This window comes from Aliiroseovarius sp. Z3, assembly GCF_029105185.1.
Classification (GTDB): Bacteria; Pseudomonadota; Alphaproteobacteria; order Rhodobacterales; family Rhodobacteraceae; genus Aliiroseovarius.
Genome location: NZ_JAFMZK010000003.1, coordinates 333,630 through 359,652 on the forward strand (window position 1 = coordinate 333,630; position 26,023 = coordinate 359,652).

27 protein-coding genes and 1 pseudogene are annotated in these 26,023 nt (G+C 59.7%); 17 read left to right on the forward strand and 11 right to left on the reverse strand.

The genetic code is table 11. From position 1 onward, the window contains the following. Window positions 1-29 precede the first annotated feature (29 nt). Together J3R80_RS07295 and J3R80_RS07300 are read left to right on the forward strand one after the other, a co-directional pair. A complete protein-coding gene (locus tag J3R80_RS07295) occupies window positions 30-383 on the forward strand; it encodes a RidA family protein (RefSeq protein ID WP_343075818.1) in 354 nt (117 codons plus the stop codon). Window positions 384-487: 104 nt separating this feature from the next. Then, window positions 488-1,090: an outer membrane lipoprotein carrier protein LolA gene (locus J3R80_RS07300; protein WP_275393104.1), complete on the forward strand. Its 603-nt coding sequence runs from the start codon at window positions 488-490 to the stop codon at window positions 1,088-1,090. 7 nt (window positions 1,091-1,097) lie between these two features. Here the strand turns inward: J3R80_RS07300 and J3R80_RS07305 are convergent, their stop codons facing one another. Then, a complete protein-coding gene (locus J3R80_RS07305; RefSeq protein ID WP_275393105.1) occupies window positions 1,098-1,676 on the reverse strand; it encodes a transglycosylase SLT domain-containing protein in 579 nt (192 codons plus the stop codon). Between the two features lie 222 nt (window positions 1,677-1,898). Here J3R80_RS07305 and hspQ point away from each other — a divergent pair, with 222 nt between their 5' ends. Further along, complete coding sequence (gene hspQ, locus J3R80_RS07310; protein ID WP_247038241.1) at window positions 1,899-2,225, forward strand: heat shock protein HspQ; 327 nt, start codon at window positions 1,899-1,901, stop codon at window positions 2,223-2,225. Window positions 2,226-2,232: 7 nt separating this feature from the next. Here hspQ and ggt read toward each other — a convergent pair whose 3' ends face one another. The 3 genes from ggt to J3R80_RS07325 form a co-directional block, all read right to left on the reverse strand. Further along, the gene (ggt, locus tag J3R80_RS07315) at window positions 2,233-3,819 is read right to left on the reverse strand and encodes a gamma-glutamyltransferase (protein ID WP_275393106.1); all 1,587 of its coding nucleotides are present in this window, start codon (window positions 3,817-3,819) and stop codon (window positions 2,233-2,235) included. Window positions 3,820-3,934: 115 nt separating this feature from the next. After that, window positions 3,935-4,438, reverse strand: coding sequence for an ATP-binding protein (locus J3R80_RS07320; RefSeq protein WP_275393107.1), 504 nt, complete (start codon window positions 4,436-4,438; stop codon window positions 3,935-3,937). Then, on the reverse strand, window positions 4,431-4,778 hold the full coding sequence (locus J3R80_RS07325) for an STAS domain-containing protein (protein ID WP_275393108.1): 348 nt from the start codon (window positions 4,776-4,778) through the stop codon (window positions 4,431-4,433). Before J3R80_RS07325 ends, J3R80_RS07320 begins: the two co-directional genes overlap by 8 nt. Before the next feature lie 101 nt (window positions 4,779-4,879). Between J3R80_RS07325 and J3R80_RS07330 the strand changes: the two genes are divergently transcribed. From J3R80_RS07330 to J3R80_RS07375, 10 genes are all read left to right on the forward strand, one after another. After that, a complete protein-coding gene (locus J3R80_RS07330; RefSeq protein WP_275393109.1) occupies window positions 4,880-6,058 on the forward strand; it encodes an acetyl-CoA C-acyltransferase in 1,179 nt (392 codons plus the stop codon). Window positions 6,059-6,118: 60 nt separating this feature from the next. Beyond that, window positions 6,119-6,574, forward strand: a complete 456-nt coding sequence (locus J3R80_RS07335; RefSeq protein WP_275393110.1) for a GAF domain-containing protein — start codon at window positions 6,119-6,121, stop codon at window positions 6,572-6,574. A gap of 117 nt (window positions 6,575-6,691) precedes the next feature. Next, the gene (locus J3R80_RS07340) at window positions 6,692-7,264 is read left to right on the forward strand and encodes an XRE family transcriptional regulator (RefSeq protein ID WP_275393111.1); all 573 of its coding nucleotides are present in this window, start codon (window positions 6,692-6,694) and stop codon (window positions 7,262-7,264) included. A 10-nt stretch (window positions 7,265-7,274) separates the two neighbouring features. Next, entirely contained in the window at window positions 7,275-7,649 is a 375-nt protein-coding gene (locus J3R80_RS07345; protein WP_275393112.1) for a GFA family protein, read from the forward strand. Between the two features lie 22 nt (window positions 7,650-7,671). After that, complete coding sequence (locus J3R80_RS07350; protein ID WP_275393113.1) at window positions 7,672-10,125, forward strand: FAD-dependent oxidoreductase; 2,454 nt, start codon at window positions 7,672-7,674, stop codon at window positions 10,123-10,125. Further along, complete coding sequence (locus J3R80_RS07355; RefSeq protein WP_275393114.1) at window positions 10,122-11,084, forward strand: helix-turn-helix domain-containing protein; 963 nt, start codon at window positions 10,122-10,124, stop codon at window positions 11,082-11,084. Before J3R80_RS07350 ends, J3R80_RS07355 begins: the two co-directional genes overlap by 4 nt. 89 nt (window positions 11,085-11,173) lie before the next feature. After that, window positions 11,174-13,621, forward strand: coding sequence for an FAD-dependent oxidoreductase (locus J3R80_RS07360; RefSeq protein WP_275393115.1), 2,448 nt, complete (start codon window positions 11,174-11,176; stop codon window positions 13,619-13,621). Window positions 13,622-13,747: 126 nt separating this feature from the next. Beyond that, a complete protein-coding gene (rarD, locus tag J3R80_RS07365; protein ID WP_275393116.1) occupies window positions 13,748-14,650 on the forward strand; it encodes an EamA family transporter RarD in 903 nt (300 codons plus the stop codon). A 36-nt stretch (window positions 14,651-14,686) separates the two neighbouring features. Next, window positions 14,687-15,334, forward strand: a complete 648-nt coding sequence (locus tag J3R80_RS07370; protein ID WP_275393117.1) for an RluA family pseudouridine synthase — start codon at window positions 14,687-14,689, stop codon at window positions 15,332-15,334. Between the two features lie 79 nt (window positions 15,335-15,413). Further along, the gene (locus J3R80_RS07375; RefSeq protein ID WP_275393118.1) at window positions 15,414-16,541 is read left to right on the forward strand and encodes a beta-ketoacyl-ACP synthase III; all 1,128 of its coding nucleotides are present in this window, start codon (window positions 15,414-15,416) and stop codon (window positions 16,539-16,541) included. A 245-nt stretch (window positions 16,542-16,786) separates the two neighbouring features. Here the strand turns inward: J3R80_RS07375 and J3R80_RS07380 are convergent, their stop codons facing one another. Genes J3R80_RS07380 through J3R80_RS07390 form a run of 3 tightly spaced genes read right to left on the reverse strand, consistent with a single transcriptional unit; the run spans window position 16,787 to window position 18,821 of the window. Then, the gene (locus tag J3R80_RS07380) at window positions 16,787-17,584 is read right to left on the reverse strand and encodes an iron chelate uptake ABC transporter family permease subunit (protein ID WP_275393119.1); all 798 of its coding nucleotides are present in this window, start codon (window positions 17,582-17,584) and stop codon (window positions 16,787-16,789) included. Beyond that, complete coding sequence (locus tag J3R80_RS07385) at window positions 17,584-18,327, reverse strand: metal ABC transporter ATP-binding protein (RefSeq protein ID WP_275393120.1); 744 nt, start codon at window positions 18,325-18,327, stop codon at window positions 17,584-17,586. Before J3R80_RS07385 ends, J3R80_RS07380 begins: the two co-directional genes overlap by 1 nt. Then, window positions 18,324-18,821 (reverse strand): transcriptional repressor, encoded by a 498-nt coding sequence (locus J3R80_RS07390; RefSeq protein ID WP_275393121.1) that lies wholly within the window; start codon window positions 18,819-18,821, stop codon window positions 18,324-18,326. Before J3R80_RS07390 ends, J3R80_RS07385 begins: the two co-directional genes overlap by 4 nt. Window positions 18,822-18,899: 78 nt before the next feature. Here J3R80_RS07390 and J3R80_RS07395 point away from each other — a divergent pair, with 78 nt between their 5' ends. The 4 genes and pseudogenes from J3R80_RS07395 (at window position 18,900) to J3R80_RS07410 (ending at window position 21,405) form a co-directional block, all read left to right on the forward strand. Next, window positions 18,900-19,898 carry a zinc ABC transporter substrate-binding protein gene (locus tag J3R80_RS07395; protein ID WP_275393122.1) on the forward strand — a complete coding sequence of 333 codons (999 nt, stop codon included), beginning with the start codon at window positions 18,900-18,902 and terminating at the stop codon, window positions 19,896-19,898. Between the two features lie 54 nt (window positions 19,899-19,952). Further along, window positions 19,953-20,474, forward strand: a pseudogene (locus J3R80_RS07400) (GTP-binding protein); the annotation flags it as partial. Continuing rightward, window positions 20,474-21,115 carry a DUF1826 domain-containing protein gene (locus tag J3R80_RS07405; protein WP_275393123.1) on the forward strand — a complete coding sequence of 214 codons (642 nt, stop codon included), beginning with the start codon at window positions 20,474-20,476 and terminating at the stop codon, window positions 21,113-21,115. The pseudogene J3R80_RS07400 and the gene J3R80_RS07405, both read left to right, overlap by 1 nt. After that, complete coding sequence (locus tag J3R80_RS07410) at window positions 21,115-21,405, forward strand: DUF6525 family protein (protein ID WP_275393124.1); 291 nt, start codon at window positions 21,115-21,117, stop codon at window positions 21,403-21,405. The genes J3R80_RS07405 and J3R80_RS07410 overlap by 1 nt, the downstream gene beginning before the upstream one ends. A gap of 748 nt (window positions 21,406-22,153) precedes the next feature. Here J3R80_RS07410 and J3R80_RS07415 read toward each other — a convergent pair. From J3R80_RS07415 to J3R80_RS07430, 4 genes are read right to left on the reverse strand one after another with little or no spacing between them, the layout of a single operon-like run. Next, window positions 22,154-22,534 (reverse strand): carboxymuconolactone decarboxylase family protein, encoded by a 381-nt coding sequence (locus J3R80_RS07415; RefSeq protein WP_275393125.1) that lies wholly within the window; start codon window positions 22,532-22,534, stop codon window positions 22,154-22,156. Then, the gene (locus J3R80_RS07420) at window positions 22,534-23,982 is read right to left on the reverse strand and encodes an aldehyde dehydrogenase family protein (protein ID WP_275393126.1); all 1,449 of its coding nucleotides are present in this window, start codon (window positions 23,980-23,982) and stop codon (window positions 22,534-22,536) included. Before J3R80_RS07420 ends, J3R80_RS07415 begins: the two co-directional genes overlap by 1 nt. 36 nt (window positions 23,983-24,018) lie before the next feature. Next, complete coding sequence (locus J3R80_RS07425) at window positions 24,019-25,113, reverse strand: aromatic ring-hydroxylating dioxygenase subunit alpha (RefSeq protein WP_275393127.1); 1,095 nt, start codon at window positions 25,111-25,113, stop codon at window positions 24,019-24,021. Further along, entirely contained in the window at window positions 25,110-25,997 is an 888-nt protein-coding gene (locus J3R80_RS07430; protein WP_275393128.1) for a MurR/RpiR family transcriptional regulator, read from the reverse strand. The genes J3R80_RS07425 and J3R80_RS07430 overlap by 4 nt, the downstream gene beginning before the upstream one ends. Between the last annotated feature and the right edge of the window lie 26 nt (window positions 25,998-26,023).

Sequence of the window (26,023 nt, forward strand, 5' to 3'; positions counted from 1 at the left end):
CGCGTTCATTTCTACAACAAGAATGAGACCTGAAAATGATTCAACGACGCCATACGACCGACCGGATGAGCCAGAGCGTGACCCACAAAGGGGTTGTCTATCTGGCGGGCCAAGTGGGTAATGCAGGGGACAGCGTTGCTGACCAGACGCGCGAATGCCTTGCCCGCGTTGAAAACTTGCTGAACGAGGCCGGGTCATCAACCAAACACATGCTTCAGGCGGTGATATGGCTGGCGGACATGAGCGATTTCGCCGCGATGAACGAGGTATGGGATGCGTGGGTGCCCAAAGGGCATGCACCCGCGCGCGCAACCGGGTCAGCTGATCTGGCCACGCCGGATTACAAGGTCGAGATCATCGTGACCGCCGCCGTCGCCGGATAACACCTTGAATTGAGCGGCGTGTTATCGCCTATCATCTTCTGATTGGACTTAATCTTCCCATATGTAACGGGATAGAGTGCGCCCGAGCAGTAAAGGTAGGATGAATGACCCCTTTTCGAATGACGATTGCCGCCGTGGCATTGACCCTGAGCGCGTTGCCTGCGATGGCCGAAAAGCTGTCGCTGAACGCGATCTCGCAATATCTGAACGGGCTGGATACCGCCAAGGCCGCGTTCACACAGATCAATGATGACGGGACGATTTCGACCGGGACGATTTACCTGAAACGTCCGGGGCGGGCGCGGTTCGAATACAACCCGCCGACGGATGCGCTGGTCGTGGCGGGCGGGTCGCAGGTGGCGATCTTTGATGGCAAATCCAATGCCGGGCCGCAGCAATACCCGTTGAAGCGTACACCGCTGAACCTGATCCTTGAGCGCAATGTGAATCTGAGCCGGGCACAGATGGTCAAGGGTCATGGCTATGACGGCACCGCGACCACGGTGCTGGCCCAAGACCCGCAGAACCCCGAAATTGGCACGATCGAACTGAAGTTCACCGCCAACCCGACCGAGCTGCGCCAATGGATTATCACCGACAATGCCGGGTCAAAAACCACGGTCATTCTGGGCGAGATGACAAAAGGCGCGCCGCTGCGAAGCTCGCTGTTTTCCATTACGGCAGCGATCAAGCAGCGGTCACGCTAAGGCTGGCTCAGCGCCGGCAGCTGGCCAGTTGGTGCTGATACAGGATGGCGCGGGCCTGCACCTCGGACGCGATCCGAAGCAGCCAGGACTTCGAGTTGTGGCTGCCGCGCAGATAACCTGATCGCCCTTCGTGGTAGGCCAGATACTGGTTGCGCGCGTCGGTCAGGGGGATCCCCGTCTTGGCGCGCGTCTCGTTCATATACCAGCCCATGAAATCCGTAGCGTCCTTGATGTCGGTGCGCCGTGCGCTGCGTCCACCTTCGTCGCGCTGGTATTCTTTCCACGTTGCGTCCAGAACCTGCGCATAGCCATAGGCCGAGCTTTGCCGCCCCATGGGCAGCACGCCAAGTGCATATTTCATCGGTGTACGGGCATCCCGTATAAACTTCGATTCCTGATAAATCATCGCCATCTGAACCGGCACCGGCACTTTCCATTTCCGTTCGGTGCGTTTCATGGCCTTATGGATTTTCGGGCGCTGTTTGATAATGCTGCAGGCATTGTCCAAGTTTCGCGGCGCCTTGGAGTCACCCCCACAAGACGCCAGAAAAACCAGTATCAATGCCGCGCGAAGAAGTCTGCTCATCTGCCTCTCGCAATCTTATGTTTTTTTATGACTATAGCCGAAACTATCGGGGCTGGGAATTCCAAGATTGCCTTATTTTCACGATCAGCAGCGACCCGCGCAGGGCAGGCGGAGCTGTTTGCTGGCGTGGAGACTACACAATTTGTTTCGTAAAAAACGGCCCCACTTCCATGGACAAACACCCCCCGGAGACGTTAATTAAAAGGTTAGGAGCTTTACGAAATGTTAAAGACGCGCGCCAAATATTCCCTCGGACAAATTGTCCGTCACCGGAAGCATCCTTTCCGTGGCGTGGTGTTTGATGTGGATGCCATGTTCTCGAACACCGAAGAATGGTATGACGCCATCCCCGAGGACAGCCGCCCCCAGAAAGATCAGCCTTTTTATCACCTGCTCGCTGAGAATGACCAAAGCTACTATGTTGCATATGTGTCCGAGCAGAACCTGATTGCGGACTATTCCGGCGAGCCCGTTGGCCATCCTGACGTGCCCGAATTCTTCGGAGATCTGGAAGATGGGCAATATCCGCTGCATGTTCAATTGAACTGACAGAACCCTAGTATCCAATCGCACAACCGTCTTTTCGGGGATCGGACGCCCCGATCAGAATGCCACGTTCATGATCAATGCGTATCGCCTGCGCGCCTCCGATGGGTGTTTCGGACAGATTGATGTCGTGGCCCATATCGGCCAATTGCCTTCGCACATCAGAACGGTAGCCACGTTCCAGCCGCAAAACCCCCTGGTCTGCAAAGCTGCGGGGGGCGTCAATGGCGGTTTGCGCATCCATCCCAAAATCCACCATGTTGCTTAGGAAACGCACATGGCCGTTCGGTTGATACGCCCCACCCATGACACCAAACGGCATTGTGACCTTACCGTTTTTGCACAGCATTCCGGGAATGATCGTGTGCATTGGGCGCTTGTTGCCGCCGGCCTCGTTCGGGTGCCCTTCGATCAGGTTGAAACCGGCCCCACGGTTTTGAAACAGGATACCGAATTTGTCCGACGCCAACCCTGACCCGAACGAATGGAAGATCGAATAGATCAGGGAAACCGCCATACGGTCACGATCTACCACGGTCAGATAAACAGTGTCGCGATGCACGGCTTCGCTGATCTGCGTTGCCGACGGCATAGCCCGACGCGGGTCGATCAGCGCCGCCAGTTTTTCGGCGGTGGAGAGCGCCAGCATATGGTCCAACCGCGCGGTTTCGTCCGGGTCGGCGATGATCCGGTTGCGGGCGTCATAGGCGAGCTTGGTGGCTTCCGCTTCGATGTGGGCGCGATCCGCCCCCAGTGGGTCAAGCTTGGTAAGGTCAAAATGCGACAGGATGTTTGCCAACAAGATGGCGGTCGCCCCCTGCCCATTGGGTGGATGCTCGATCAGGTCAACACCCTTGTAAGTGCCAGAAATCGCGCGGGTATAGAACGCGTGCGGCTTTGCGAAATCCTCTAATTCGTGCGAGCCGCCCAAGGCTTTCAGGCTGGCAACCATATCTTCGGCCACGTCGCCTTCGTAAAAGCCGGCGCGGCCGTGTTTGGCGATGGCACGAAGGGCTTTTGCCAGCATGGGCGCGCGGAAGACATCGCCGACCTGTGGTGCGGTTGCATTTCGAAGGTAGAAATCGCGCGCTATACCGGAAATCAACGCGTCCCGTTCGGCGATCCTCCAATCCAACGCGACACGGGGTGCAACTGGGACCCCGGTTTCGGCATAATGAATGGCGGGGGCGAGTGTTTCGGCCAGCGACAAGCGACCCCAGTCTTCGGACAGGGTGCAGAACGCGTCAACCGCACCGGGGATCGTTACGGCATGGACTGACCTTTCCGGGATCTTGGTCAAGCCGCGGTCGCGCAACATGTGCGAAGAAAGATTTGCCGGCGCACGACCGGATCCGTTCAAGGCGATAATGTCCGACTGACCGGGCGCATCGAGCAGAACGAAACAATCACCACCGATCCCGGTCATCTGCGGCTCGCAAATACCCAGCAAAACCGCCGCGGCAATCGCTGCGTCCACCGCATTGCCACCTTTGTTCAGAACGCTCACCGCGACCTGTGCCGCCAAAGGGTGGGACGTTGCACACATACCGTTCGCGGCAAAAACCGGTGATCGTCCGGGCTGGTGAAAGTCTCGCATGATCCCTCTCAAGCTCGCGTGTGCGAAGATTAGGAGGTGATATGGCACTTGCCAAGACGTGGATTGGGCCCATCGGTTGGGATGCCGGGTCTGGCTTGGGCAAAGGAGCGATGGGTCAGCTTATCCGCGTGTCGGCAAGGGCGATCGAGAAGTCCAGCCTGTTCCTGACGTCGCTGCGAACATAATGCAGATCTTTCGTCAGATCTCGGATCAGTGACCAACCAAAGCCGCCTTCGGGCAGGTCTTCGACCGGGCCAGCCAGTGTGTGACTTGGGTGCGCTGGCAGGTTGCCTTTTGGAAATGGCACCCCATCGTCAAGAACCGTGAAATTCAGGCTGTCCGACATGCGTTTCACCCGCAGCTCGATGACGCCTTTCTTGTGGTGGGCATAAGCATGCTCCACCACATTGTTCAGGACTTCGGCCAATACAATTTCGATAATACCTTGCTCATCAACCGTCAGGTTCAGGCGGGCAAGGCCCGTCATTGACGCTTGCAGCGCCTGGCGCACGGCCATTGGGCGGGCGGGAAAGACCAGCTTCATCTCGTCCGTTGTCGGCGAAAGCGCCGATTTATGTCGTTGATCGGCCTGCCCCATGAAGCAAAGCGCCTTAGCCAACATCTGCGACAGGGCCGCCCAAGGCGATATCAATGGCGGGGTGGATCGTGAACACCGTATCCATGCGGGTCAGTTTGAACACCTTTTGCACGGTTCCCGACAAACCTGCCAATTCAAACGATTTATCCGGGCCGACTTGCTTCAATGCAGCAACGATTGCGCCAAGCCCGCTTGAATCGATGAAATCGACCTGTGTCATGTCCACAATAACGCGGTTCGGTCCACCATCGGTCAGTTCGCGCATGCGATCTTTGAAGCTGATGGCAATCGCGGCGTCAATTCTGTGTTCACCAACAGTGATCACCCGCGCTTCGGCCGTATCAGTATGAGCAAGTTCCAACTGTGTTCTCCTTCCCGAGATTGGTAGAACTACAGTCTAGACGGCGATCGTTACCATTCGGTAAGCGTGGTCAGGAATTTGCATTAGGGATGGAGTGGACAATGAAGAATGTCGTAATTGCCGGTGCCGCGCGCACGCCGATGGCTGGATTTCAGGGTGCGTTCTCGGGTGTTGCGGCGTCCGAATTGGGGGGGGCCGCCATCAAGGCCGCATTGGACGATGCCGGTGCCTCGGCCACCCAGGTCCAGGAATTGTTGATGGGTTGCGTCCTGCCAGCCGGGCAGGGACAAGCGCCCGCGCGACAGGCGGGCTTCGCTGCTGGCCTGGGCAAAGAGGTGCCTGCCACCACGCTGAACAAGATGTGTGGGTCGGGCATGAAGACGACCATGATTGCCTTCGATCAGGTTGCATTGGGCAGCACTGACATCATGGTGGCTGGCGGTATGGAAAGCATGACCGAAGCACCCTATCTGCTGCCGAAAATGCGCGGTGGTGCCCGCATCGGACATGGCGCGGTGATTGACCACATGTTTCTGGACGGGCTTGAGGATGCCTATGACAAGGGTCGCCTGATGGGCACCTTTGCCGAAGACTGCGCCGAAAGTTTTCAGTTCACCCGCGAGGCGCAGGATGAATATGCGCTAAGATCGCTGTCAAACGCGTTGGACGCGCAAAAGTCCGGCGCATTTGAGGGCGAAATTGCCGCTGTGACGGTCAAGACCCGCAAAGGTGATGTCGTTGTTGCCGAAGATGAACAGCCCGGCAACGCCCGCCCTGAAAAGATTCCGACGCTGAAACCTGCCTTTCGCAAGGACGGTACGGTCACACCGGCCAACAGCTCCTCGATTTCGGATGGGGCCGCGGCACTTGTTGTCGCGTCCGAGGACGCGGCCAAGGCGAACGGTTTGAAAATCCGTGCCCGCATTCTGGGGCATGCCAGCCACGCGCAGGAGCCCAACCTGTTCCCCACCGCCCCGGTACCAGCCGCGAAGAAGCTGTTGGATCGGTTGGGGTGGACAACCGATGACGTGGATCTGTGGGAGGTGAACGAAGCCTTTGCCGTCGTGCCCATGGCCTTCATGCACGAGTTCGGCCTGCCGCGCGACAAGGTAAACGTAAACGGCGGGGCCTGTGCGCTGGGCCATCCAATTGGGGCGTCGGGCGCGCGGATCATCGTGACGCTTCTGAACGCGTTGGAAAAGCGTGGGCTGAAACGCGGTGTTGCCGCGATCTGCATTGGTGGGGGCGAAGGCACCGCTATCGCAATTGAGCGCGCGTGAGTCAGCGATTATAGACCAAGGGGTGCGGTGTTTCCGCGCCCCTTTTTCATTGGAGGCCAGATGGCGCACGTCAACTACAAAGACCTGTCACAAGTGATCGCTTCACTGACCGAAGGCGAGCGGGACGAGATTGCCCTGATGGCCACGCTGGCCTGCGAAGTGCATCACGCCGATGATCGGTTTGACTGGACGGGCTTCTATCGCGTGACACAGCCTGAACTTCTGAAAATCGGCCCCTATCAAGGGGGTCATGGATGCCTGCAAATCCCGTTCTCGCGTGGTGTGTGCGGCGCGGCGGCCCGCACCGGGAAAGTGCAACTGGTCCCGGATGTCGAGGCGTTCGAGGGTCATATCGCCTGTGCATCATCGACCCGATCCGAGCTTGTGTTGCCCGTATGGAACCAAAAAGGCGCGTTGATTGCGGTCTTTGACATCGACAGCGATCAGCCGGATGCGTTCACCCAAGAAGACGCCGATCATCTGACCGACATCCTGAAAGACACGTTCTCAACGTAACACCTGTGCAGTTTGTGCTTGCGTCGAATCGTATCTTTGCCCCATCGTGAAATTATTCGTGAAATTATTCGTGAAAATTTCACGACATGTTTCAATCCTTGCCTGGGGAAGGTCCGAGTGCTGCACAGCGATCCCGTTTCACCACGAAGCCTTGGTGCAGATATTCGCGCGTTGCGCAAATCGCGTGGCATTACGCTGATCGATCTTGCAGCCGAGTTGGGGCGATCGGTGGGGTGGCTAAGTCAGGTAGAGCGGGATAAATCTGATCCTTCGATCTCTGATCTGCGGGCGGTTGCGCAGGCATTGGGTGTGCCGATGTCGCTTTTGTTTGCCCATGCCTCGGCCCCAGTGAACGAACAAGGCTATGTTGTGAGAAGCGGGGCGCGTCGCCCGATGGGCTCGGGTGACGAAGGGCTGATCGAGGAACTTTTGTCACCGGACCTGACCGATGATTTCGAGGTGGTGCATTCCACGTTCAAACCCCGCTCGAAAATGCAGACCCCGGCGCTGAGGCCCACGCAGGAAGTGGGTTACATGGTGTCGGGAAGGCTCGACCTGACCATTGGGGGGCGCCGTTTCACCGTGGCGCAAGGCGACAGCTTTCGCATCAGAAACGAGCTGCACGAATGGGCGAACCCCTATGACGAACCCGCCGTCGCGATCTGGGTGATCGCACCGCCGGTGTATTAAGGAGGCCGCGATGCTGAAGGGAAGTTGCCTGTGTGGCGCGATCAAGTTTGAAACCGCAGCCCCTCCGCAGGGGGTGTCGATGTGCCACTGCGGTCAGTGCCGCAAACAATCCGGTGGCGTATGGTCATCCGCCTATGTGCCGGAGCGAGAGTTGCATATCGAAGGCGAAGTGAATTGGTTTGCGTCGAGCGAAACCGCCAAGCGGGGCAGTTGCGCCACTTGCGGATCGTTCCTGTTCTGGAAAGCCAATGACGAGGACACGATCAGCTTCTCGTTAGGTGCGGTTGACGGGCCAACGGGGCTGACGCTGGAAAAGCACATCTTTGTCGCGGACAAAGGTGATTATTACGACATCGCGGATGGCGTTCCGCAAAGCGACACCTAACCCTGAAATGACGGAGCTTGCTATGTCTGATTTCCCCACAAAAGCCCGCGTCGTCATCATCGGCGGTGGCGTTGTCGGTGCCTCGTCCCTGTATCATCTGGCCAAGAAGGGCTGGACGGATTGTGTTCTGCTGGAAAAGAACGAACTGACCGCCGGGTCCACATGGCATGCGGCGGGGAACGTGCCGACCTTCTCGACCTCGTGGGCGGTGATGAACATGCAGCGCTATTCGACCGAGCTTTATGCGCGGTTGGGGGACGAAGTCGATTACCCGATGAACTATCACGTCACCGGGTCTATCCGACTGGCGCATTCCAAAGAGCGGATGCAGGAGTTTCAGCGCGCCGCCAGCATGGGCCGTTATCAGGGTATGGATATTGAAATCCTATCGCCCGAGGAAACCAAGGCGCGCTATCCGTTTCTTGAAACCCACGACATTGTCGGATCGCTGTATGATCCGCATGACGGAGATATCGACCCCGCACAACTGACGCAGGCGCTGGCCAAGGGCGCGCGGGACCTGGGGGCGAAGATCCTGCGCTTCTGCCCCGCCGAAGGTGTAACGCAGCATGACGACGGCACCTGGACCGTGCACACGCCCAAAGGTGACATCGCCTGTGATTACGTCGTCAACGCCGCCGGGTATTACGCGCAGCGTGTGGGCGAATGGTTCAAGCCCTATGGCGGGCGCACTGTGCCGATGATGGTGATGAGCCACCAATATTTGCTGTCCGAAGAAATCCCCGAGATCGAGGTTTACACCAAGGAAACCGGTCGCAAGCTGCCGCTTCTGCGGGACGTCGATGTGTCCTATTACCTGCGGCAGGAAAAACACGGGTTCAACCTTGGCCCCTATGAGCCGAACTGCAAGGCGCATTGGGATACTGCCGACGACCCGATGCCTGAAGATTTCAGCTTCCAGCTTTGGAACGATGATCTGGACCGGATCGAAGACATCGTCACGGACGCGATGGAGCGGGTGCCTGCGCTGGGTACGGCAGGTGTCAGCCGCGTGATCAACGGTCCGATCCCCTATGCGCCTGATGGGCTTCCCCTGATCGGCCCCATGCCCGGCGTGAAAAACGCGTTCGAGGCCTGCGTGTTCACCTTCGGCATTGCCCAAGGCGGCGGAGCGGGCAAGGTGCTGGCCGAATGGATCGTCGACGGGGCCACCGAATGGGATATGTGGGCCTGTGATCCGCGCCGCTACACCGACTACACCGACCATGACTACTGCGTGCAAAAGGGGATGGAGGTCTACGGCAACGAATACGCCATGCACTTCCCGCGCCACGAATGGCCTGCGGGGCGCGATAAGAAACTGTCACCGCTGCATTCACGCCTGAAAGACGCCGGTGCCGTGTTTGGGGCTTACAACGGATGGGAACGGGCCAATTGGTTCGCCAAGCCGGGTGATGACACCTCGCTTGAAGCAACCCATACATGGGGCCGATCCGGCCCGTGGGAGGCGCGCATCCGCGAAGAATGCGAGGCGGTGCGCGATCATTGCGGGATGCTGCCAATCACAGGGTTCACGCGGCTGAAGGTCGAAGGGCCGGGTGCGCGTGATTTCGTGGACAGCCTGACCGCCTCGCGCCTTCCGAAAGAAGGGCGTGTCAGCCTTGCCTATTTCCCTGATGCGCGAGGCCGCTGTCTGACCGAAATGTCGGTCATGGTGCATGGCCCGGACGAGGTGGGATTGATCACGGCGGCGGTGGCCCAATGGCACGACGCCGAAATCTTCACGCGACAAGCGCCAGATGGGATTACGGTAACAGATCACACAAAGGACGTGGAATGTCTGTTGGTCACGGGTCCGAAGTCGCGCGAGATTCTGGACAGGCTGGTTGAAGGCCACGACCTGTCTGCACCCTGGCTTTCGGCAAGTTTCGAAGGCCACGTTGCCGGACAGGAAGCCGCGCTTTTGCGCGTGTCCTTCGCGGGTGAACTTGGCTGGGAAATCCATGCGGCCCCCGATGCCATGCCCGCGATCTGGGACGCGCTGCTGGCAGAGAATGTCAAACCCTTCGGGATGTATGCATTGGATTCGCTGAGGATCGAAAAAGGCTATAAGGCGTGGAAAGGCGATCTTTCGACGGATTATTCCTTGTTGGAACTGGGCCTTGATCGGTTTGTGCGATTGGATAAGCCACAAAGCTTCCCCGGAAAATCTGCATTGCAGACCGAGGCTGACACAGGGCCGAAGAAGCGATTTGTTACTTTGACCGTCGAAGCCGGTGACGCAGACGCACCCTATATGTCCTGCATATGGCATGGCGACCAGATCGTCGGTGAAACCACGTCGGGTGCGTGGGGGTATCGCGTGAATGCCTCGATCGCGCTGGGCATGGTACGGGCCGATCTTGCCGTGCCGGGTACCGAGCTTGAAGTTGAAATCTATGGTGAGCGCCGCAACGCCACCGTGCAGCCCGATCAACCGCTTTGGGATCCAAACAATGAACGGTTGCGGGCGTGACGGATGAATTGCGCAAATCGCCCGTTCTGGTCGATATTCTGGTGGCCAACGGCTTTGTCCTGACCGAGTTCACGGCCATCGTAGAGCTTCTGCGCACCGCAAATCGCGTGACTGCGAAAGAGGCATTTCGCTGGCGCTGGCTGTCCAAGCGCGGTGGTCCGGTCACCTGCCGCGCGGGCATTACGATCGACACGCACCCGTTTGATGAAAAACATACGGCACAGTATGTTTTTATGCTTGGGAACTCTGACCCCGATGCGCCCGACCTGTCCCAGCGACGTCTGATCAAAGCCTATCAATGGGCTGGCACCCGCGTCATCCTGCTGTCAGAAGCGGCAAGCCGTTATATCGCCGAGACGGGCGAACAGTTGATGAGCCACACCACGCATTGGGAAAACCGTGCGCTTTTGAACGAACGCGGCACGCCCGGAATGGGGTCTTATGCCTTGGTGGCAGATGATGGGCAGATCACCACAAGTGCCGGGATGGGGGCGACCTATGATCTGGTGCTGGGGATGCTGGGCGGGCATATCAGCGCCGCGGCGGTGGCGACAGTCACCGACATCTTTCTGCATGAAACCATCCGCACCTCGTCCACGCTTCAGCCCTTCGGCGGCAAGGAACTGTCGCGCAGCGGCAATCGTCCGATCGACCAATGTATCGAGTTGATGCAGGCCAACCTGGAAGAACCTTTGCGGATATCCGAGCTTGCGGGCTATCTGGATATTTCGGAGCGGTCACTGGAGCGTCAGTTTCGCAAGCATTTCGGCACGACACCCAACGCTTATTATCGTGAGTTGCGGCTAAACCAAGCCAATACCTTGCTACTGAAAACCTCGATGAGTGTGCGTGAAGTTGGGCTGGCATGCGGATTTTCCAATGGCTTCTCGTCCCTGTTCGGGCGGCATTTCGGGATTACACCGACCGCCCTAAGGCGCGCGCAGGCTCCTGCGGGATGACAGATTTCCGACAGGCATGACGGATTGAAAGGGTTTTAATCTCGGCGATCATGCAACCGTCAGGCCAAACCCACATGGAGTGAGATGTTATGAGCCTTCCCAAACACGCCCGTGTCGTCATCATCGGTGGCGGCGTCATCGGATGTTCCGTTGCCTATCACCTGTCCAAGCTGGGCTGGACAGATGTTGTCCTGCTGGAACGCAAGCAACTGACATCTGGCACCACGTGGCATGCGGCCGGGTTGATCGGCCAGTTGCGGTCCTCGTCGAACATGACCAAGCTCGCCAAGTATTCTGCCGACCTGTATCTGGGGCTTGAGGACGAAACCGGCGTCGCGACCGGTATGCGGCAGGTCGGATCGGTGTCGGTGGCGCTGACCGATGAACGTCTGGAAGAGCTCTATCGCAGTGCTGCGATGGCGCGGGCCTTTGGTGTCCCGTGCGAGGAACTGTCACCCGCCGAGGTCAAGGAACGATATGAGCATATCAACCTTGATGGTGTGACCGGGGGCATCTGGCTGCCCACCGACGGGCAGGCCGACCCGGCGAATATCGCGCTGGCCTTGGCGAAGGGCGCGCGGCAACGGGGGGCGTTGATCAAGGAACGCACCAAGGTGACGGGGGTCGTGCGGGACGGGCGCAAGGTCACGGGCGTGAATTGGGTGTCAGATGACGGGTCAGATCAGGGCACCATTGCCTGTGACATGATCGTCAACTGCGCGGGCATGTGGGGCCGCGAGGTTGGCAAAATGGCTGGTGTGAACGTGCCGCTGCACGCCTGCGAGCATTTCTATATCGTGACCGAGGGGATCTCGGGCCTGACCCAAATGCCAGTGCTTCGGGTGCCGGATGAATGTGCCTATTACAAGGAAGATGCGGGCAAGATCCTGCTGGGGGCATTCGAACCCCACGCCAAGCCTTGGGCGATGGATGGCATTCCCGACACGTTTGAGTTCGACCAACTGCCCGAGGACTTCGACCATTTCGAACCGATCCTTGAAGCCGCCTGTAACCGGATGCCGATGCTGGCCGAGGCGGGCATCCACACCTTCTTCAACGGCCCCGAAAGTTTCACGCCCGACGATGCCTATCACCTTGGTCTTGCGCCCGAGATGGACAATGTCTGGGTTGCGGCGGGTTTCAACTCGATCGGCATTCAATCGGCGGGCGGGGCCGGGATGGCGCTGGCACAATGGATGGAGGACGGGCAGAAACCGTTTGACCTTGGCGATGTGGACATTAGCCGGATGCATCCGTTCCAAGGCAACCGGACCTATCTGTATGAGCGGTCCAAGGAAACGCTGGGCCTGCTTTATGCCGATCACTTCCCCTTCCGCCAGAAGGCCACGGCGCGCGGGGTGCGGCGCACGCCATTCCATCAGCATCTGTTGGATCAGGGTGCTGTCATGGGCGAAACCGCTGGGTGGGAACGTGCAAACTGGTTTGCCAATGAGGGGCAGGCGCGGGAATACGAATACACTTGGGGGCGCCCCAACTGGTTCGAAAACGCCGCTGCCGAACACAGGGCGGTGCGCGAGAATGTCGGCATGTATGACATGTCATCCTTCGGCAAGATCCGTGTCGAAGGCCCGGATGCCGAGGCGTTTTTGAACCGCGTCTGTGCGGCCGATATGTCGGTGCCCGTGGGCAAGATCGTCTATTCTCAGTTCCTGAACCCCCGCGCCGGGATCGAGGCGGATGTGACCGTCACGCGGCTGTCGGAAACCGCATACCTTGTGGTCACGCCATCGGGCACCCGACTGGCGGATGAGACGTGGATGCGTCGCCATGTGGGTGACGCGCGCGTGGTGATCACCGACGTCACGGCGGGCGAAGGCGTGCTGGCCGTGATGGGGCCAAATTCCCGTGCGCTTTTGCAGCGTGTCAGTCCGGCGGATTTCGGCAACGATGCAAACCCCTTCGGAACCGCGCAAGAGATCGAGCTGGGCATGGGTCTGGCCCGCGCTCATCGTGTGTCATACGTGGGCGAGTTGGGGTGGGAGATCTATGTCTCCTCGGACATGGCGGCCCACGCGTTCGAGACGATCTTTGATGCCGGGCAGGACATGGGGCTGACCCTTTGCGGGATGCATATGATGGACAGTTGCCGGATCGAAAAGGCGTTCCGCCACTTCGGGCATGATATTACCTGCGAAGATCACGTGCTTGAGGCGGGTCTTGGCTTTGCGGTGAAAGCCGACAAGCCTGACTTCATCGGGCGCGACGCCGTTCTTGCCAAAAAAGAGGAAGGCCTGTCCCAGCGTCTGGTGCAGTTCAAGCTGACCGACCCGAAACCCTTGCTTTATCACAACGAACCATTGATCCGTGATGGTGAGATCGTGGGATACCTTAGTTCTGGCGGCTACGGGCATCATCTGGGGGCTGCCATTGGTATGGGGTATGTGCCCTGCAAGGGCGAAAGCGCAGCAGAGGTTCTGGCATCAAGCTATGAAATCGACGTGGCAGGCACGCGGGTAAAGGCCGATGCATCGCTGAAGCCGATGTATGATCCGACATCTGAGCGCGTGAGGATGTGATCCGGGCGGTGATGGCCCTTGCGGGTTCGCAGGAGGGGCCATCACTGTTTGTGATGAACAGGCGCACGCAAAACGCTCTACCGTTCCTGGCCCGACCTGCGATAAAGGCGGGATAGGGAGCGCACGATGACGGCCATACCAAAACCCAAGAATGTCGACACCCCGCAGGGGCTGGCCTTTGCCATCACGGCGTATGTTCTGTGGGGCTTTCTGCCGCTCTATCTGAAGGCGCTGTCCCATATGCCACCAACCGAGGTATTGGTTCATCGTGTGATCTGGTCCGTGCCGGTGGCTGGTGCCGTTCTGATCGCCACCGGGCGCACGCGTGATCTGCGTGCCGTTTTGACCCATCCCCGCAGCCTGATTCTGGCCTTTGTCACCGCGTCGCTCATTTCGGTGAACTGGGTGATTTATATCTGGGCGATCGGCGCCGAACAGACGGTTGAAGCGGCATTGGGGTACTATATCAATCCGTTGTTCTCGATCTTGTTGGGGGCGGTGCTTCTGGGGGAAAGCCTGTCGCGGGCACAGTGGATATCGGTTCTGCTTGCGGCGGTTGCGGTTGTTATTCTGACAGTCGAAACCGGCCGATTGCCGATGGTGGCGTTGGGTCTGATGCTCACATGGGGCATCTATGCCTATTTCAAGAAGATGCTGCCGATAGGCCCGAACCAGGGGTTCCTGCTTGAGGTGCTTATTCTGACGCCCCCTGCTTTGGCCTATGTCGTCTGGCTGCAATCGACGGGGCAGGGACATCTGTTCTCAAGCCTCTGGAATACCATTCTTCTTGTGGGGTGTGGCGTGGTGACGGCGGTGCCGCTGATGTTCTATGCCAACGGTGCCAAGCTGCTGCGGCTGTCAACCATCGGCATCCTGCAATATATCGCGCCAACGATGATCTTCCTGGTCGCTGTTCTGATCTTCAAAGAACCGTTCGGAGGTGCCAAGCTGGTCGCGTTCCCGCTGATCTGGTTGGCGTTGGTAATCTATACGACGTCGATGTATCGCCAGTTGCGCGGCAAGCGCTGACTTGCGGCGCGTGCGCGCAGCCGCTATCTGGCGACCATGTCAGATAACTACGCGCCTCCCGACGATCCCCTGGTCATCGTCCATCAGGATCATGAGCTGCTGCTGGTCGACAAACCCTCGGGTCTGTTGTCAGTGCCGGGCAAGGGCGATCATCTGTCCGACTGTCTGTTGTCCCGCATTCAGGCGGTGTTTCCAGACGCGCTTCTGGTGCACCGGCTGGATCGCGACACGTCGGGCGTCATGGTGTTTGCGATGACCCCACACGCCCAGCGCCACCTTGGCCTTCAGTTTGAAAAGCGGCAGGTGAAAAAGGTCTATGTGGCGCGGGTCTGGGGGCATGTCGCGGAACGCGAGGGCACGGTCGACCTGCCGCTGATCGTCGACTGGCCCAACCGCCCCAAGCAGCATGTGGATTTCGAGAACGGCAAACCCGCCGTGACCGATTGGAAGGTGCTTAAATACGAGGATGCAGCGACCCGCGTGCGTCTGTTTCCCCAGACCGGGCGCAGCCACCAGTTACGGGTGCATATGAAGGAAATCGGGCATCCCATTTTGGGCGATCCATTCTATGCCGAAGGCGAAGCACGTAATGCGCCGCGCCTGATGCTTCATGCCGAAAGCCTGCGTCTGCGCCACCCAGATGGCGGAAAGGGGCTGACTTTCAAGGCCAAATGCCCGTTTTGACGGGCATGACCTAGAGTCAGTTCCCCTTGTCGCCTCGTGTTCTTCCTGATTGACTGTCTCAACGTTCGAGGAGTCCCACATGATCCAGCCTGTCATTTCTGGCACCGGGGTGTTTACACCCACACAAACCATCACCAATGCTGAACTTGTCGCGGCGTTTAACGCCTATGCCGACAAGCAGAACGCCAAGAATGCGGATGCAATCGAGGCGGGCGAGGTAAGGCCCATCGGCCATTCCAGTGAAGAATTCATTGTCTCGGCCTCGGGCATTCATCAGCGCTATGTGATGGACAAGACCGGTGTGCTGGACCCGGAGGTGATGCATCCAAGACTGCGCGAGCGCCCGGATGAAGAGCCGGGGATCATGACCGAGATGGGCGTGGATGCCTGCAAGAAAGCGCTGGCACAGGCAGGTCGCAATGCAGACGAGGTTGATCTGGTCATCTGTGCCGCGTCGAACCATGAACGCGCTTACCCCGCGATTGCGATTGAAATCCAACAGGAGCTGGGCGCGGGCGGATTTGCCTTTGACATGAACGTGGCATGCTCCTCGGCCACCTTCGGCATTCAGACCGCCGCTGACATGATCCGGTCGGGATCGGTCCGGCGGGCGTTGGTGGTAAACCCGGAAATCTGCTCGGCCCATCTGGAATGGCGTGACCGCGATTGCCATTTCATCTTCGGCGATGTGGCCACCGCGACGCTGATTGAACGGAAGGACGACGCCAAGGGCGACCATTTCGAAATCTTGTCGACCCGCTGCCTGACCCAGTTTTCCAACAACATCCGCAACAACAACGGCTTCCTGCGCCGTACGCGCGAAGCCTCGGACAACCTGCCCGACCGGCGCGACATGCAGTTCATGCAGAACGGTCGGAAGGTGTTCAAAGAAGTGCTGCCCATCGTGTCGAAACACATTCTGGAGCATATCGGCGACATCGGCGTCGCGCCCGATGACCTGAAACGGCTGTGGCTGCATCAGGCCAACAAGACGATGAACGACTTCATCGGCAAAAAGGTTCTGGGCCGCACCCCGGAAGAGGGCGAACAACCCAACATCCTGCAAGACTATGCCAACACCTCCTCTGCCGGGTCGATCATCGCGTTCTCGAAATACTCGGACGATCTGACATCGGGTGACACCGGGGTGATCTGTTCCTTCGGCGCGGGCTATTCGGTCGGGTCGGTGGTGGTGCGGCGGGGGTGATTGTGGGTCTGCTTTGAGCCCAGCCCTAAATCCAGTTTTCACGCCGTGCGTGCTCGCAGCAGCGATATTGCTGCGGGCGCTTGATTGACGTCGCAGCGACGCGGCGTGAAGATCGGCCATTTGTGCTGGGCGCAGCGAGATTTTCTGAGGCAAAGAGCAAGGCGCGGGCAAACCCGCCATCTGCCATATATTCGGTCAAAGTCTGCACTACGCTTTGGGCGGCAGTTCGCCAGGGCGAAGCGAACCTATGCGCTGCGCCGTTGGCGCCATCCAAAAAGATTCAGCACGGCAAAGAGGATCGCCGCAACGCAAACGATGGAAGGGCCTGCAGGCGTATCGAACACATATGCGCCCTGGAGACCAGCAACGGCCGAGATTGCCCCAATGGCCGCGGCGATCAGAGCCATGGATTCGGGGGTCCGGGCAAGGCCTCTTGCCGCCGCTGCGGGGATGATAAGCATGGCGGCGATCAACAAGACGCCGACGACCTTGATGGCAACGGCGACAGTGATGGCGAGCGACAGGGTCAGGATCAGTTGCTCGCGTTTCGGGTTCAACCCGCTCGCATAGGCCAGTTCTTCGTTGAGCGTCGAAGTCAGAAGAGCCGACCAGCGCCAGAGGATCAGCGCGACCACCAGCGCCGCGCCGCCCCAGATCACCACCAGGTCGGTTCTCGACACGGCCAGGATGTCGCCGAAGAGATATGCCATGAGGTCGATCCGGATACCCGACAGGAACGAAACCGCCACCAGACCGAAGGCGAGCGCGGAATGGGCCAGCACACCCAAGAGGGTGTCCATCGCATAGCCACGCCCGGCAAGAAGCGTCACCGTGAAGGCCATGATCAACGCAACGGCCATGGCGCCCGCAAAGATTGACATCTGAAGCGCGAGTGACAAGGCAATGCCCAGGATCGCCGCATGCGCCGTGGCGTCTCCGAAATAGGCCATCCGCCGCCAGACCACGAAACAGCCAAGGGGTGCTGCCGCAAGGGCGACACCGATCCCTGCAAGAGTGGCGCGGGTCATGAAATCGTCAAGCATCAGTCCGCCTCTCCATGGGCTTGCGGGTGGTCATGATCGTGGCCGTGATCGTGCTCGTGCCGATAGAGCGCCAGGGCGCCCCCCGTGCCTGTGCCAAACAGCGCACGGTATTCGGGCGCAGAGGCAACCACCGCCGGCGTGCCTTCGCAACAGACGTGACCGTTCAGGCAGATGACCCGGTCGGACGCGCTCATGACCACATGCAACTCATGGCTGATCATCAGCACAGCACAGCCGGTGTCGCGGCGCACGGTTTCGATTTGCTGGTAAAATGCCGCAGATCCGCGCTGATCGAGACCTTGGGTGGCTTCGTCCAGCAACAAGACGTCGGGTTTGTTGATCAAGGCCCGCGCCAGCAACACCCGTTGAAACTGGCCGCCCGAAAGCTGCGACATCTGCCGGGTCAGAAGGTCCGGCACGCCTGCCGATTCCAGGGCTGCTTTGCAGGCCGTGCGCGGAATTCGGTCCGCCAGTCGTAGGAAACGTTCCACGGTGATCGGCAGGGTCTGGTCGATATGCAGCCGCTGCGGCACATAGCCGATCTTGAGACCGGGTTTCAGGGTGATCTCGCCGCTGGAAGGACGCGTTGCCCCGATGATGGCGCGCAGTAGGCTGGTCTTGCCTGACCCGTTCGGGCCGACGATGGTCACGATTTCCCCCGGATCCAAATCCAGGGAAACATGGCGCAGCACTGTGTTGGCGCCGTAGGTGACGCTGAGGTCTTTTACGGAAATCAGGCTCATGCGTCGGCCTTTTCCTTGCACTTCGGGCAGATCCCTTCGGCCTCGACCACTGTCCGTTCGATTTGAAACCCGGCCGCGCGCGCGGCGGCGTCAAGGGCCCCGTTGGCCAGCGTGGATTGCGTCTCGGCCACAGCGTCACACAAGCGGCAGATCATGAAAGCAGGGGCATGCGACTTTCCCGGATGCGCACAGGCCACAAATGCATTCAGCCTTTCGATTTTGTGTACAAAGCCATGTTCGACCAAGAAATCGAGCGCGCGATAGGCCACGGGGGGCTGCGATCCAAAGCCGGCTTCTTTCAATAGGTCGAGGATTGCATAAGCCCCGAGCGCGCGGTGTTCTTGCAGAAGAAACTCCAGAACCTTGCGCCGGACCGGGGTCAGGCGCAGCCCTTTGTCGGCGCATTGCGCCTCGGCGGCATCCAGCGACGAGCTGACACATGCCGCGTGGTCATGTGCCTTGAAACCGATCGGACCTGCATTTTCGGCAGACATCTCCTGCGCCTCTCTTGTCATGTTATTCCATATCATATATGGGCTGTCGTGACGTTATAAGATCACATGGGGAAACCAATGTCCAGAAAGCTTCTTCCGATATCGTTCACTGCCGCCTTAATAGGCGGAACCGCCGCCGCCGACGCGCCGAGTGTGGCGGTCGACATCACGCCGGTACACTCGCTTGTCGCGCGTGTTATGGAGGGTGTGGGTACACCGAATCTGGTCATTCCGGCAGGGGCATCGCCGCATCATTACAGCCTGAAGCCATCGGAAGCCAAAGCCCTGCAGGATTCGGATGTGGTTTTCTGGATGGGCGAGGATCTGGCGCCCTGGTTGCAAGATGCTGTGGAAACTCTGGCGGACGATGCGGACGTCACAGCGCTTTTAGAGGCGGACGGGACGGTTTTGCACGAGTTCCGCGAAGACGCCCTGTTCGAGAAACATGATCATGGCGACGAGGAACATGGGCATGAGGACGAGCACGGCCATGATGAACATGCCGAGAAGCAGCATGACCACGAGGAGGATCATGATGAGCACGCCCATGACGAACACGGTCATGGCGCGCATGATCCGCATGCCTGGCTGTCGCCCTCGAACGCTGCAGCATGGCTCGACCTGATCGCGGCAGAACTGTCCGCCGCCGATCCGGACAATGCCAGCGCCTATTTCGCCAACGCTGCAGCGGGGCGGGCAGAGATGGAAGCCATGTCGGCAGAGGTAAACGAGATACTGGCTCCGGTGCGCGGTGGCAGCTTCGTGGTCTTCCACGATGCCTATCAGTATTTCGAGAAGGACTTCAACGTCCCTGCCTCCGGGGCCATTTCGTTCAGCGATGCTTCCGATCCAAGCCCGGCGCGCATCGCCGAAATCCAGGGGCGCGTGCGCGACGAGGGCATCGAATGCGTTCTGGCCGAGCCGCAGTTCAACCCCGGCATCGTGGCGACGATCCTGGACGGGACCAAGGCAAATACGGCGGTGATCGACCCCCTTGGTGCCGAGCTTGAGCTTGGCCCGAACCTCTACCCCCAGCTGATCCGCAACATGGCCACAACGCTCGCCGGATGTCTTTGATTTAGGCGAATGACTCGACCAGCGCCACAACGAATCAGCGATCCATGTCTTCCCGTGAACCTGCTGCAGGACTATTCCAGCCACGATTTCCTGACCGACCGGGGCGAAAGTCTGGGTGAGCAGGACGACCGCAGCCTGGTCAGCCTGCTGACCGAACAGATCGAGTTCGCCGATGTGGTGATCCTGAACAAGATCTCGGATGCCGGGCCTGAACGCACCGACAGCGCGCGTAAGATCATCCGCGCCAAGGGGCATTTCTGGATCGCCACCCGGCCCAGGTGGGCCGCCGAATTTTCGCTCGCGGGTGCGATTTCTTCGGTCAAGCCGTTGGGGCTATGTTGGGCGTCCGTGCCCGAGGAACACCTGCCGACCCATCCCGAGGCGCAGGCCGAGATCGCCCGCAACTGGGTCGAACCCTGGGGCGACCGGCGCCAAGAGCTCGTTTTCATCGGTGTCGGGCTGGACCAAGACGCGATTCAGGCCAAGCTGAACGCCGCGCTGTTGGATGTGGACGAATTCCGGCCCCAGGACTGGACCGATCTGCCCGATCCGTTTCCGCGCTGGAGAGAGCGTTGATGCAGCAAACCCTTGTAAAAGACCTGTTACAGGACATTCCAGCTGGCGTCAGCATCGTTGACCGCCCCGAAGACCTTGTCGGGTTCCATCGCCCGGGTTGCGCGGCGGCAATTTGGCACCGCAGGCCACTTGCGTCCTTCCAGAGCTGGATCGACGGGCTTTCCCCCGAGACCCTGCCGAACGCGCGGGTGATCCTGCGCCCCGCGGACGTACGGGACGCTGTGCTTCAGATCTGCGACGTCAATGGCACCCCCGATTGTGCTGAACGCACCTGCTTGATCGACAACATAGCTGCACTGGCCGACATGTTTGCCGCGCAGATGCAGGCCAAGCTCCTGCGCCTGCGTCTTGACGTGGTCACGACGAATGCCTGCCGGAAGTTCCACACCGATGTCGTGACGGCGCGTCTGGTCTGCACCTATCGCGGGACGGGCACGCAATATGGCATCGGGGTGGATAGCGGCGACCCGCGGCGCATATTCACCGTGCCGACGGGTGCTCCGATCCTAATGCGTGGTACGCTGTGGCCCGCGCAACCACGATCAGGCCTTTTGCACCGATCACCGCCCATCGAAGGCAGCGGCGAGACCCGGCTTGTGCTGGTCCTCGATCCAGTAACTGAGCCGGAAAACGAGATATGATGTCGGGAAACCGAGGAAAGACCAGCCTGAAGTGTAAACGCCGGAGCACCTGCTCAATGCGCGAGTATGATCGCCTGCCGCCAGAACTGCGCAAATGGCTTGCGACGGCCATCTTGCCCTGGGGGCCTCGGTCTGTTCACCGCGCCTATGACCGGGCGGTCGCGCGGACCCGGGACAAAACCCGCGCGCTTCAGGAGCTTGATCGCATTCAAAATGGTTTGGTCGCCAAGGATGCACGCAAGGTCTGGGAACAAGAGCATCCCGGCGGTTTGGGGCAGACGCAACCGTGACCGAAAGCCACACATGCCGGGTCCTGATCTTGGCCGTCGCGATTCTTCTTTCCCCGACCCCGGCAAAGGCGCACCCGCATGTCTTTGTCGATGGTGGGGTCGATTCGTGATCGGTCCGGATCGAACGCTCGAAGCGCTCTGGATAACCTGGCTCTATGACAAGTTCGAAACGCTTTACATGCTGGCGGCGGAGGGGATGTCGTTGAATGACGACGGAGGCCTTGACGACGCGGACCGACTTGAAATGGTGAGGCGGTTGAGCGACTGGCCGGATGATTTCGACGGATCGGCGCATTTGACTGTCGAGGGTGCGGATGTTGCGATCCTCTTGGCTTTTGGCGGTTTCTTTCTGCTCGAAGCATCGGCGCGCCGGATTTCGACCTTGGCCGAAGAGGTCCTGACACCAGCCAGTTACCTCGCCATTGTCGCAATCGGCGTGATCCTGGTGTGGCGCGGTGCGCGCGCGCTGGTGCGGGACAGGATACCAAGGCCCGCAATGGCTGGCTCTTGCGCCCACTCTGACAGAGGCAACCACGCGCATGGTCCATCGCCGGACCAAGTGGCCAATCTGACTTCCCTGCGCGACATGGTTGCGCTTGTTGTCAGCATCGCGATCCGCCCCTGCACCGGCGCCATTTTCCTTCTGGTAATCTCGTGGCAGATGGACCTTCGCGTCGCAGGCGCTGCGGCGGTTGTGGTGATGGGCATTGGAACGGCCGCGTGTCACACCTTCCAGAGACGTTGCTTTCTAACCCTCATCAAGCACTTTGCGCGCAACGCGGAAGCACTCCAACGCCTGCGGTACGCCGCAATAGATGCCGATCACGTGAATGATCGCGCGGATTTCTTCCTTTGTGACGCCGTTGCTGATGGCCCCGCGGCAGTGGATTTCCCATTCGTGCATCTTGCCCAAGGCGCCGATCATCGACAGGTTCATCATCGAGCGGGTCTTGGCGTCGATCACATCGTCGCCCCAGCCAAAGCCCCAGCACCACGCGGTCATGGCCTCTTGAAATGGGCGGGTGAAGTCATCTGCTGCTGCAAGGTTCTTCTCTACATATTCCCCGCCAAGCGTCGCCTTGCGGTGCTCAAGCCCCTTCAGGAACAGGTCTTCGTCAAAGGTGCTCATCACTTACCCCTTAGCTTTATCGCGACGTTTTTCGTCTGCACATAGTTCCACAACGCCTCGCGCCCCTTCTCGCGACCATAGCCGGATTTGCCATAGCCACCGAAGGGCGTTTCGACCCCGCCCGCGTACCATTCGTTCACAAAAACCTGACCCGCGCGCAACTGGCGGGCGGCGGATGTGGCGCGGTCGAGGTCGCGAGTGAAGACGCCGCCGACCAGCCCATAGGGCGTGCCGTTGGCAATGCGGATTGCCTCGTCATCGTCGCGGAATTTCAGCACGGACAGGACCGGGCCAAAGACTTCGTCATTGGCGATGGTCATGTCGGGGGTGACACCCGTTAGGATGGTCGGCTCAAGAAACGCGCCGGGGATGTTCATCTTGCGGCCGCCAGTTGCAACAGTGGCCCCCTCCGCTTCTGCCGCTTGGATCATGCCCGCCGCGCGATCCCGCTGCGCGTCCGAGACCATCGCGCCCATCGTTGCCCCGAACACTGGCTGTTCGATGCCGGGTTTGATGGTCAGGGACTGGGCGACACCGACCATGCGCCCGACAAGTTCATCATGGATGCTGTCATGCACGATCACGCGGCTCATGGCGGAACACACCTGACCCGCGTTGAAATAGATGCCCCAGCGGACGTCATTTTCGAACGCATCAAGATCGGCGTCGTCGTGGACGATCGCGGCTGATTTCCCGCCAAGTTCCAGCACGCAAGGCACGACATTTTGGGCCGCAGCGGTCGCGATGGCAACGCCCGTGGGAACCGATCCGGTAAAGACGATCTGGTTCACCTCGGGATGGGCCGACAGGGCGGCCCCAGCTTCGTGGCCCAGACCGCAGAGGATGTTCACCGCGCCATTGGGCAGGCCAACCGCATCGGCCGCATCGGCGAACCATGCGTTGCTGAGCGGGGTGAGTTCCGGCGTCTTGATCACGCAAGCGTTGCCGGTGGCAAGTGCTGCCGACAGTGACCGCGCGGTCATTTCCACTGGATAGTTCCATGGGATGATCTGCGCCGAGACGCCATAGGGTTCATGGGTCGTGAAGTCGAAATACCCTTTTCCCAGTGGGATCGAGCGGCCTTCGACGGTTTCGGCCTGATTGCCGTAATACTCGAAATAACGCGCCGCGCCGTCGACTTCGATCCGGGCTTCCCATAGCGGCTTGCCCTGTTCCAGCGTCAGAACCTCGGCGATCTCGTCAATGTGGTCCAGCAGATAGCGGCCCATCGCCTGCACCATGCGCCCACGTTCGACCGGGCGCAGATCGGACAAGGCGCCCGACAGATGCACACGGCGCGCAGCCATAACGGCGCGGTCCACGTCGCCCGCATCGGCCAGCGCCTGTTCGGCCAGCTTTTCGCCGGTGCCCGGGTTGATCACGTCGATCCGCCCCGCGCCACCGTCGACCCACGCGCCATCAATGTAGTTTTGCCAATAGGTCTTCATCTTGGGTTTCGTCCTGTTTGGGCGCGTTGCGCGTTCCTATTCCGGGCCATCCACAGCCTCGCGCATCCATTGATGCAACGCGGCAATCGAGTGTTCCGAACGGACACCGCAAGCCGGATCCAACACCAGAGGGCCGGGGCGATAGCCGCGAGACTTCAGCCCGCGCTGCACACTTTCCACCAGCCGGATATCCTCTTCAACCGTGGTGTCGCGATCCTGCACGGCTAGCCCACGGATCACGTCGCTTTCGGCGCCCTCGGGCGTGTACCAGCCGCGCCAGACGGTGCAGTTTTCAGGCCCATCCGCACGCCAGTGATAGGTGTTCAACACGTTGCCCGGATAGCATTGAAACGAGAACATCGGCCAGAGGAACCAGCTTTGATATTCGCCCGCATGGGGGACCGAAAGGTCGACGGGATAGGTCATCTTGTCCATCGACTGGCATTCGGTCGTGTGGCGCAGAACATACCCGCCGCCCGCATCCGGTTGGATGTCATAGGTCTCGGGTTTGATCACACCCTCGGCAAAGGTCGCGTGGTTGATGGGGCAGTGATAGCATTCCGAGTAATTCTCGACCGAGACCTTCCAGTTGCAATTCTCGGGCACTTCGACCCATTCCAGCGGGGCGAGGTCATCGACATTGGGCACGAAAGCCGCGATTTCTTCCCGCACGCCGGGGAACCACGCGTCCATCGGGGCGGCATCGTCATCCAGATTGACGAAGAGGAAGCCATGGAAATCCTCGGTCCGGACTTCGGTCAGGCAGATTTCCGAGCGGTCAAAACCCGGAACGGACTTGATGTTCGGACCCGCCCGCAGATGGCCGGTCAGCTCATAGGTCCAGGCATGATAGGGGCAGACCACCACGCGGGTGTTGCCGGTGCCCGTGACCATCTCATGCGCGCGGTGTTGGCAGACGTTATAGAAGGTGCGGATCACCTGATCCCGGCCACGGATTGAAAACAGGTTCTGGCCTGCGATCTCGAAGGTGAAATAGTCGCCCACATTCGCCAGCTGGCTGGCATGACCCGCAAATTGCCACGTCCGCGCAAGCAGGCCGGACAGTTCGTGCGCATAGATGTTCGGGTCGGTGTAATAGCGCGCGGCCAAAGACCTGATGGGTTCGGTCATGTCTTCTCCTCGTGATACAGCCCCAACTGGTGGCGACGGTTGTGGAATTTCTCGACCCGCTCGACGATCTCGTCGCTGGCGACGGCGATGACGAAGGACAAGAGCGTCTCGAGCAGCGCGATGATGCTGACCGAGGACGGGAAGAATTGCGGCGTGTCGACCGAGACCACGAAGCCATGATCGGCCAGACGCAGGATCGGGCTGGCGGGGCTGTCGGACAGGGCGACGATGACCATGCCTTGTTCGCGCGCGATTTCGACGGCTTTGACCACCTCGGACCGATAGGGTTTGCAGGTGATCGCGATCAGTACGTCGCTTTCATCTGCCCATGCCAGATCATCGACAGGGGTCGAGCCCGGACGCGGTATGGCGTGAAATTCTTTCATTCCAGTCGAGGCCAGATAGGTGAAATTGCGCGCGATCGAGTTGTTGACGCCGACGCCAAGGGTGAACACGTTGCGCGAGGACCAGATTGCCTCGGCTGCGATCTTCAGATCGTCGGTCGAGATGCCAGCGAAAGTCTCTTCGACATTGCGCAGCACGTCCTGCACCATGTCGGCATACAGCCCACCCAGATCGTCAGATTTGCGAATGTCCTGAAGCCAGCGCGCGCGGTCGGGGAAGTCCGCGGCCCCGCGCCGGATGGCATCGCGGAAGGGCGCGCGGAAATCCTCGTAACCCTCAAACCCCACCTGCCGCGCCATGCGCACCACAGTGTTGGGTTTCACATTCGCAGCCTCGGCGATTTCGCGCACGGTCGACACGCCCACATCGCGGGGGTTTTCCAAGACGTAAGTGGCCGCCTTGCGTGCCTCGGGCGTCAGCGCGGGCAGCTCATCGGCCAGACGCTCGAGAATCGTGTTTGATACATTTGTCCCATTCATGATTGACGATGGTATTTTTGTTTGCT

Excerpts from the sequence above, each read along its gene's own strand:
- J3R80_RS07300 (WP_275393104.1), top strand. The coding sequence starts at position 488 with ATGACCCCTTTTCGAATGACGATTGCCGCCGTGGCATTGACCCTGAGC.
- J3R80_RS07390 (WP_275393121.1), bottom strand. The coding sequence starts at position 18,821 with ATGTCTGCCGAAAATGCAGGTCCGATCGGTTTCAAGGCACATGACCAC.
- J3R80_RS07415 (WP_275393125.1), bottom strand. The coding sequence starts at position 22,534 with ATGAGCACCTTTGACGAAGACCTGTTCCTGAAGGGGCTTGAGCACCGC.
- J3R80_RS07405 (WP_275393123.1), top strand. The coding sequence starts at position 20,474 with ATGCAGCAAACCCTTGTAAAAGACCTGTTACAGGACATTCCAGCTGGC.
- J3R80_RS07395 (WP_275393122.1), top strand. The coding sequence starts at position 18,900 with ATGTCCAGAAAGCTTCTTCCGATATCGTTCACTGCCGCCTTAATAGGC.
- J3R80_RS07420 (WP_275393126.1), bottom strand. The coding sequence starts at position 23,982 with ATGAAGACCTATTGGCAAAACTACATTGATGGCGCGTGGGTCGACGGT.
- J3R80_RS07410 (WP_275393124.1), top strand. The coding sequence starts at position 21,115 with ATGTCGGGAAACCGAGGAAAGACCAGCCTGAAGTGTAAACGCCGGAGC.
- ggt (WP_275393106.1), bottom strand. The coding sequence starts at position 3,819 with ATGCGAGACTTTCACCAGCCCGGACGATCACCGGTTTTTGCCGCGAAC.
- J3R80_RS07375 (WP_275393118.1), top strand. The coding sequence starts at position 15,414 with ATGATCCAGCCTGTCATTTCTGGCACCGGGGTGTTTACACCCACACAA.
- J3R80_RS07385 (WP_275393120.1), bottom strand. The coding sequence starts at position 18,327 with ATGAGCCTGATTTCCGTAAAAGACCTCAGCGTCACCTACGGCGCCAAC.
- J3R80_RS07335 (WP_275393110.1), top strand. The coding sequence starts at position 6,119 with ATGGCGCACGTCAACTACAAAGACCTGTCACAAGTGATCGCTTCACTG.
- J3R80_RS07380 (WP_275393119.1), bottom strand. The coding sequence starts at position 17,584 with ATGCTTGACGATTTCATGACCCGCGCCACTCTTGCAGGGATCGGTGTC.
- rarD (WP_275393116.1), top strand. The coding sequence starts at position 13,748 with ATGACGGCCATACCAAAACCCAAGAATGTCGACACCCCGCAGGGGCTG.
- J3R80_RS07345 (WP_275393112.1), top strand. The coding sequence starts at position 7,275 with ATGCTGAAGGGAAGTTGCCTGTGTGGCGCGATCAAGTTTGAAACCGCA.
- J3R80_RS07330 (WP_275393109.1), top strand. The coding sequence starts at position 4,880 with ATGAAGAATGTCGTAATTGCCGGTGCCGCGCGCACGCCGATGGCTGGA.
- hspQ (WP_247038241.1), top strand. The coding sequence starts at position 1,899 with ATGTTAAAGACGCGCGCCAAATATTCCCTCGGACAAATTGTCCGTCAC.
- J3R80_RS07305 (WP_275393105.1), bottom strand. The coding sequence starts at position 1,676 with ATGAGCAGACTTCTTCGCGCGGCATTGATACTGGTTTTTCTGGCGTCT.
- J3R80_RS07350 (WP_275393113.1), top strand. The coding sequence starts at position 7,672 with ATGTCTGATTTCCCCACAAAAGCCCGCGTCGTCATCATCGGCGGTGGC.
- J3R80_RS07425 (WP_275393127.1), bottom strand. The coding sequence starts at position 25,113 with ATGACCGAACCCATCAGGTCTTTGGCCGCGCGCTATTACACCGACCCG.
- J3R80_RS07360 (WP_275393115.1), top strand. The coding sequence starts at position 11,174 with ATGAGCCTTCCCAAACACGCCCGTGTCGTCATCATCGGTGGCGGCGTC.
- J3R80_RS07430 (WP_275393128.1), bottom strand. The coding sequence starts at position 25,997 with ATGAATGGGACAAATGTATCAAACACGATTCTCGAGCGTCTGGCCGAT.
- J3R80_RS07370 (WP_275393117.1), top strand. The coding sequence starts at position 14,687 with ATGTCAGATAACTACGCGCCTCCCGACGATCCCCTGGTCATCGTCCAT.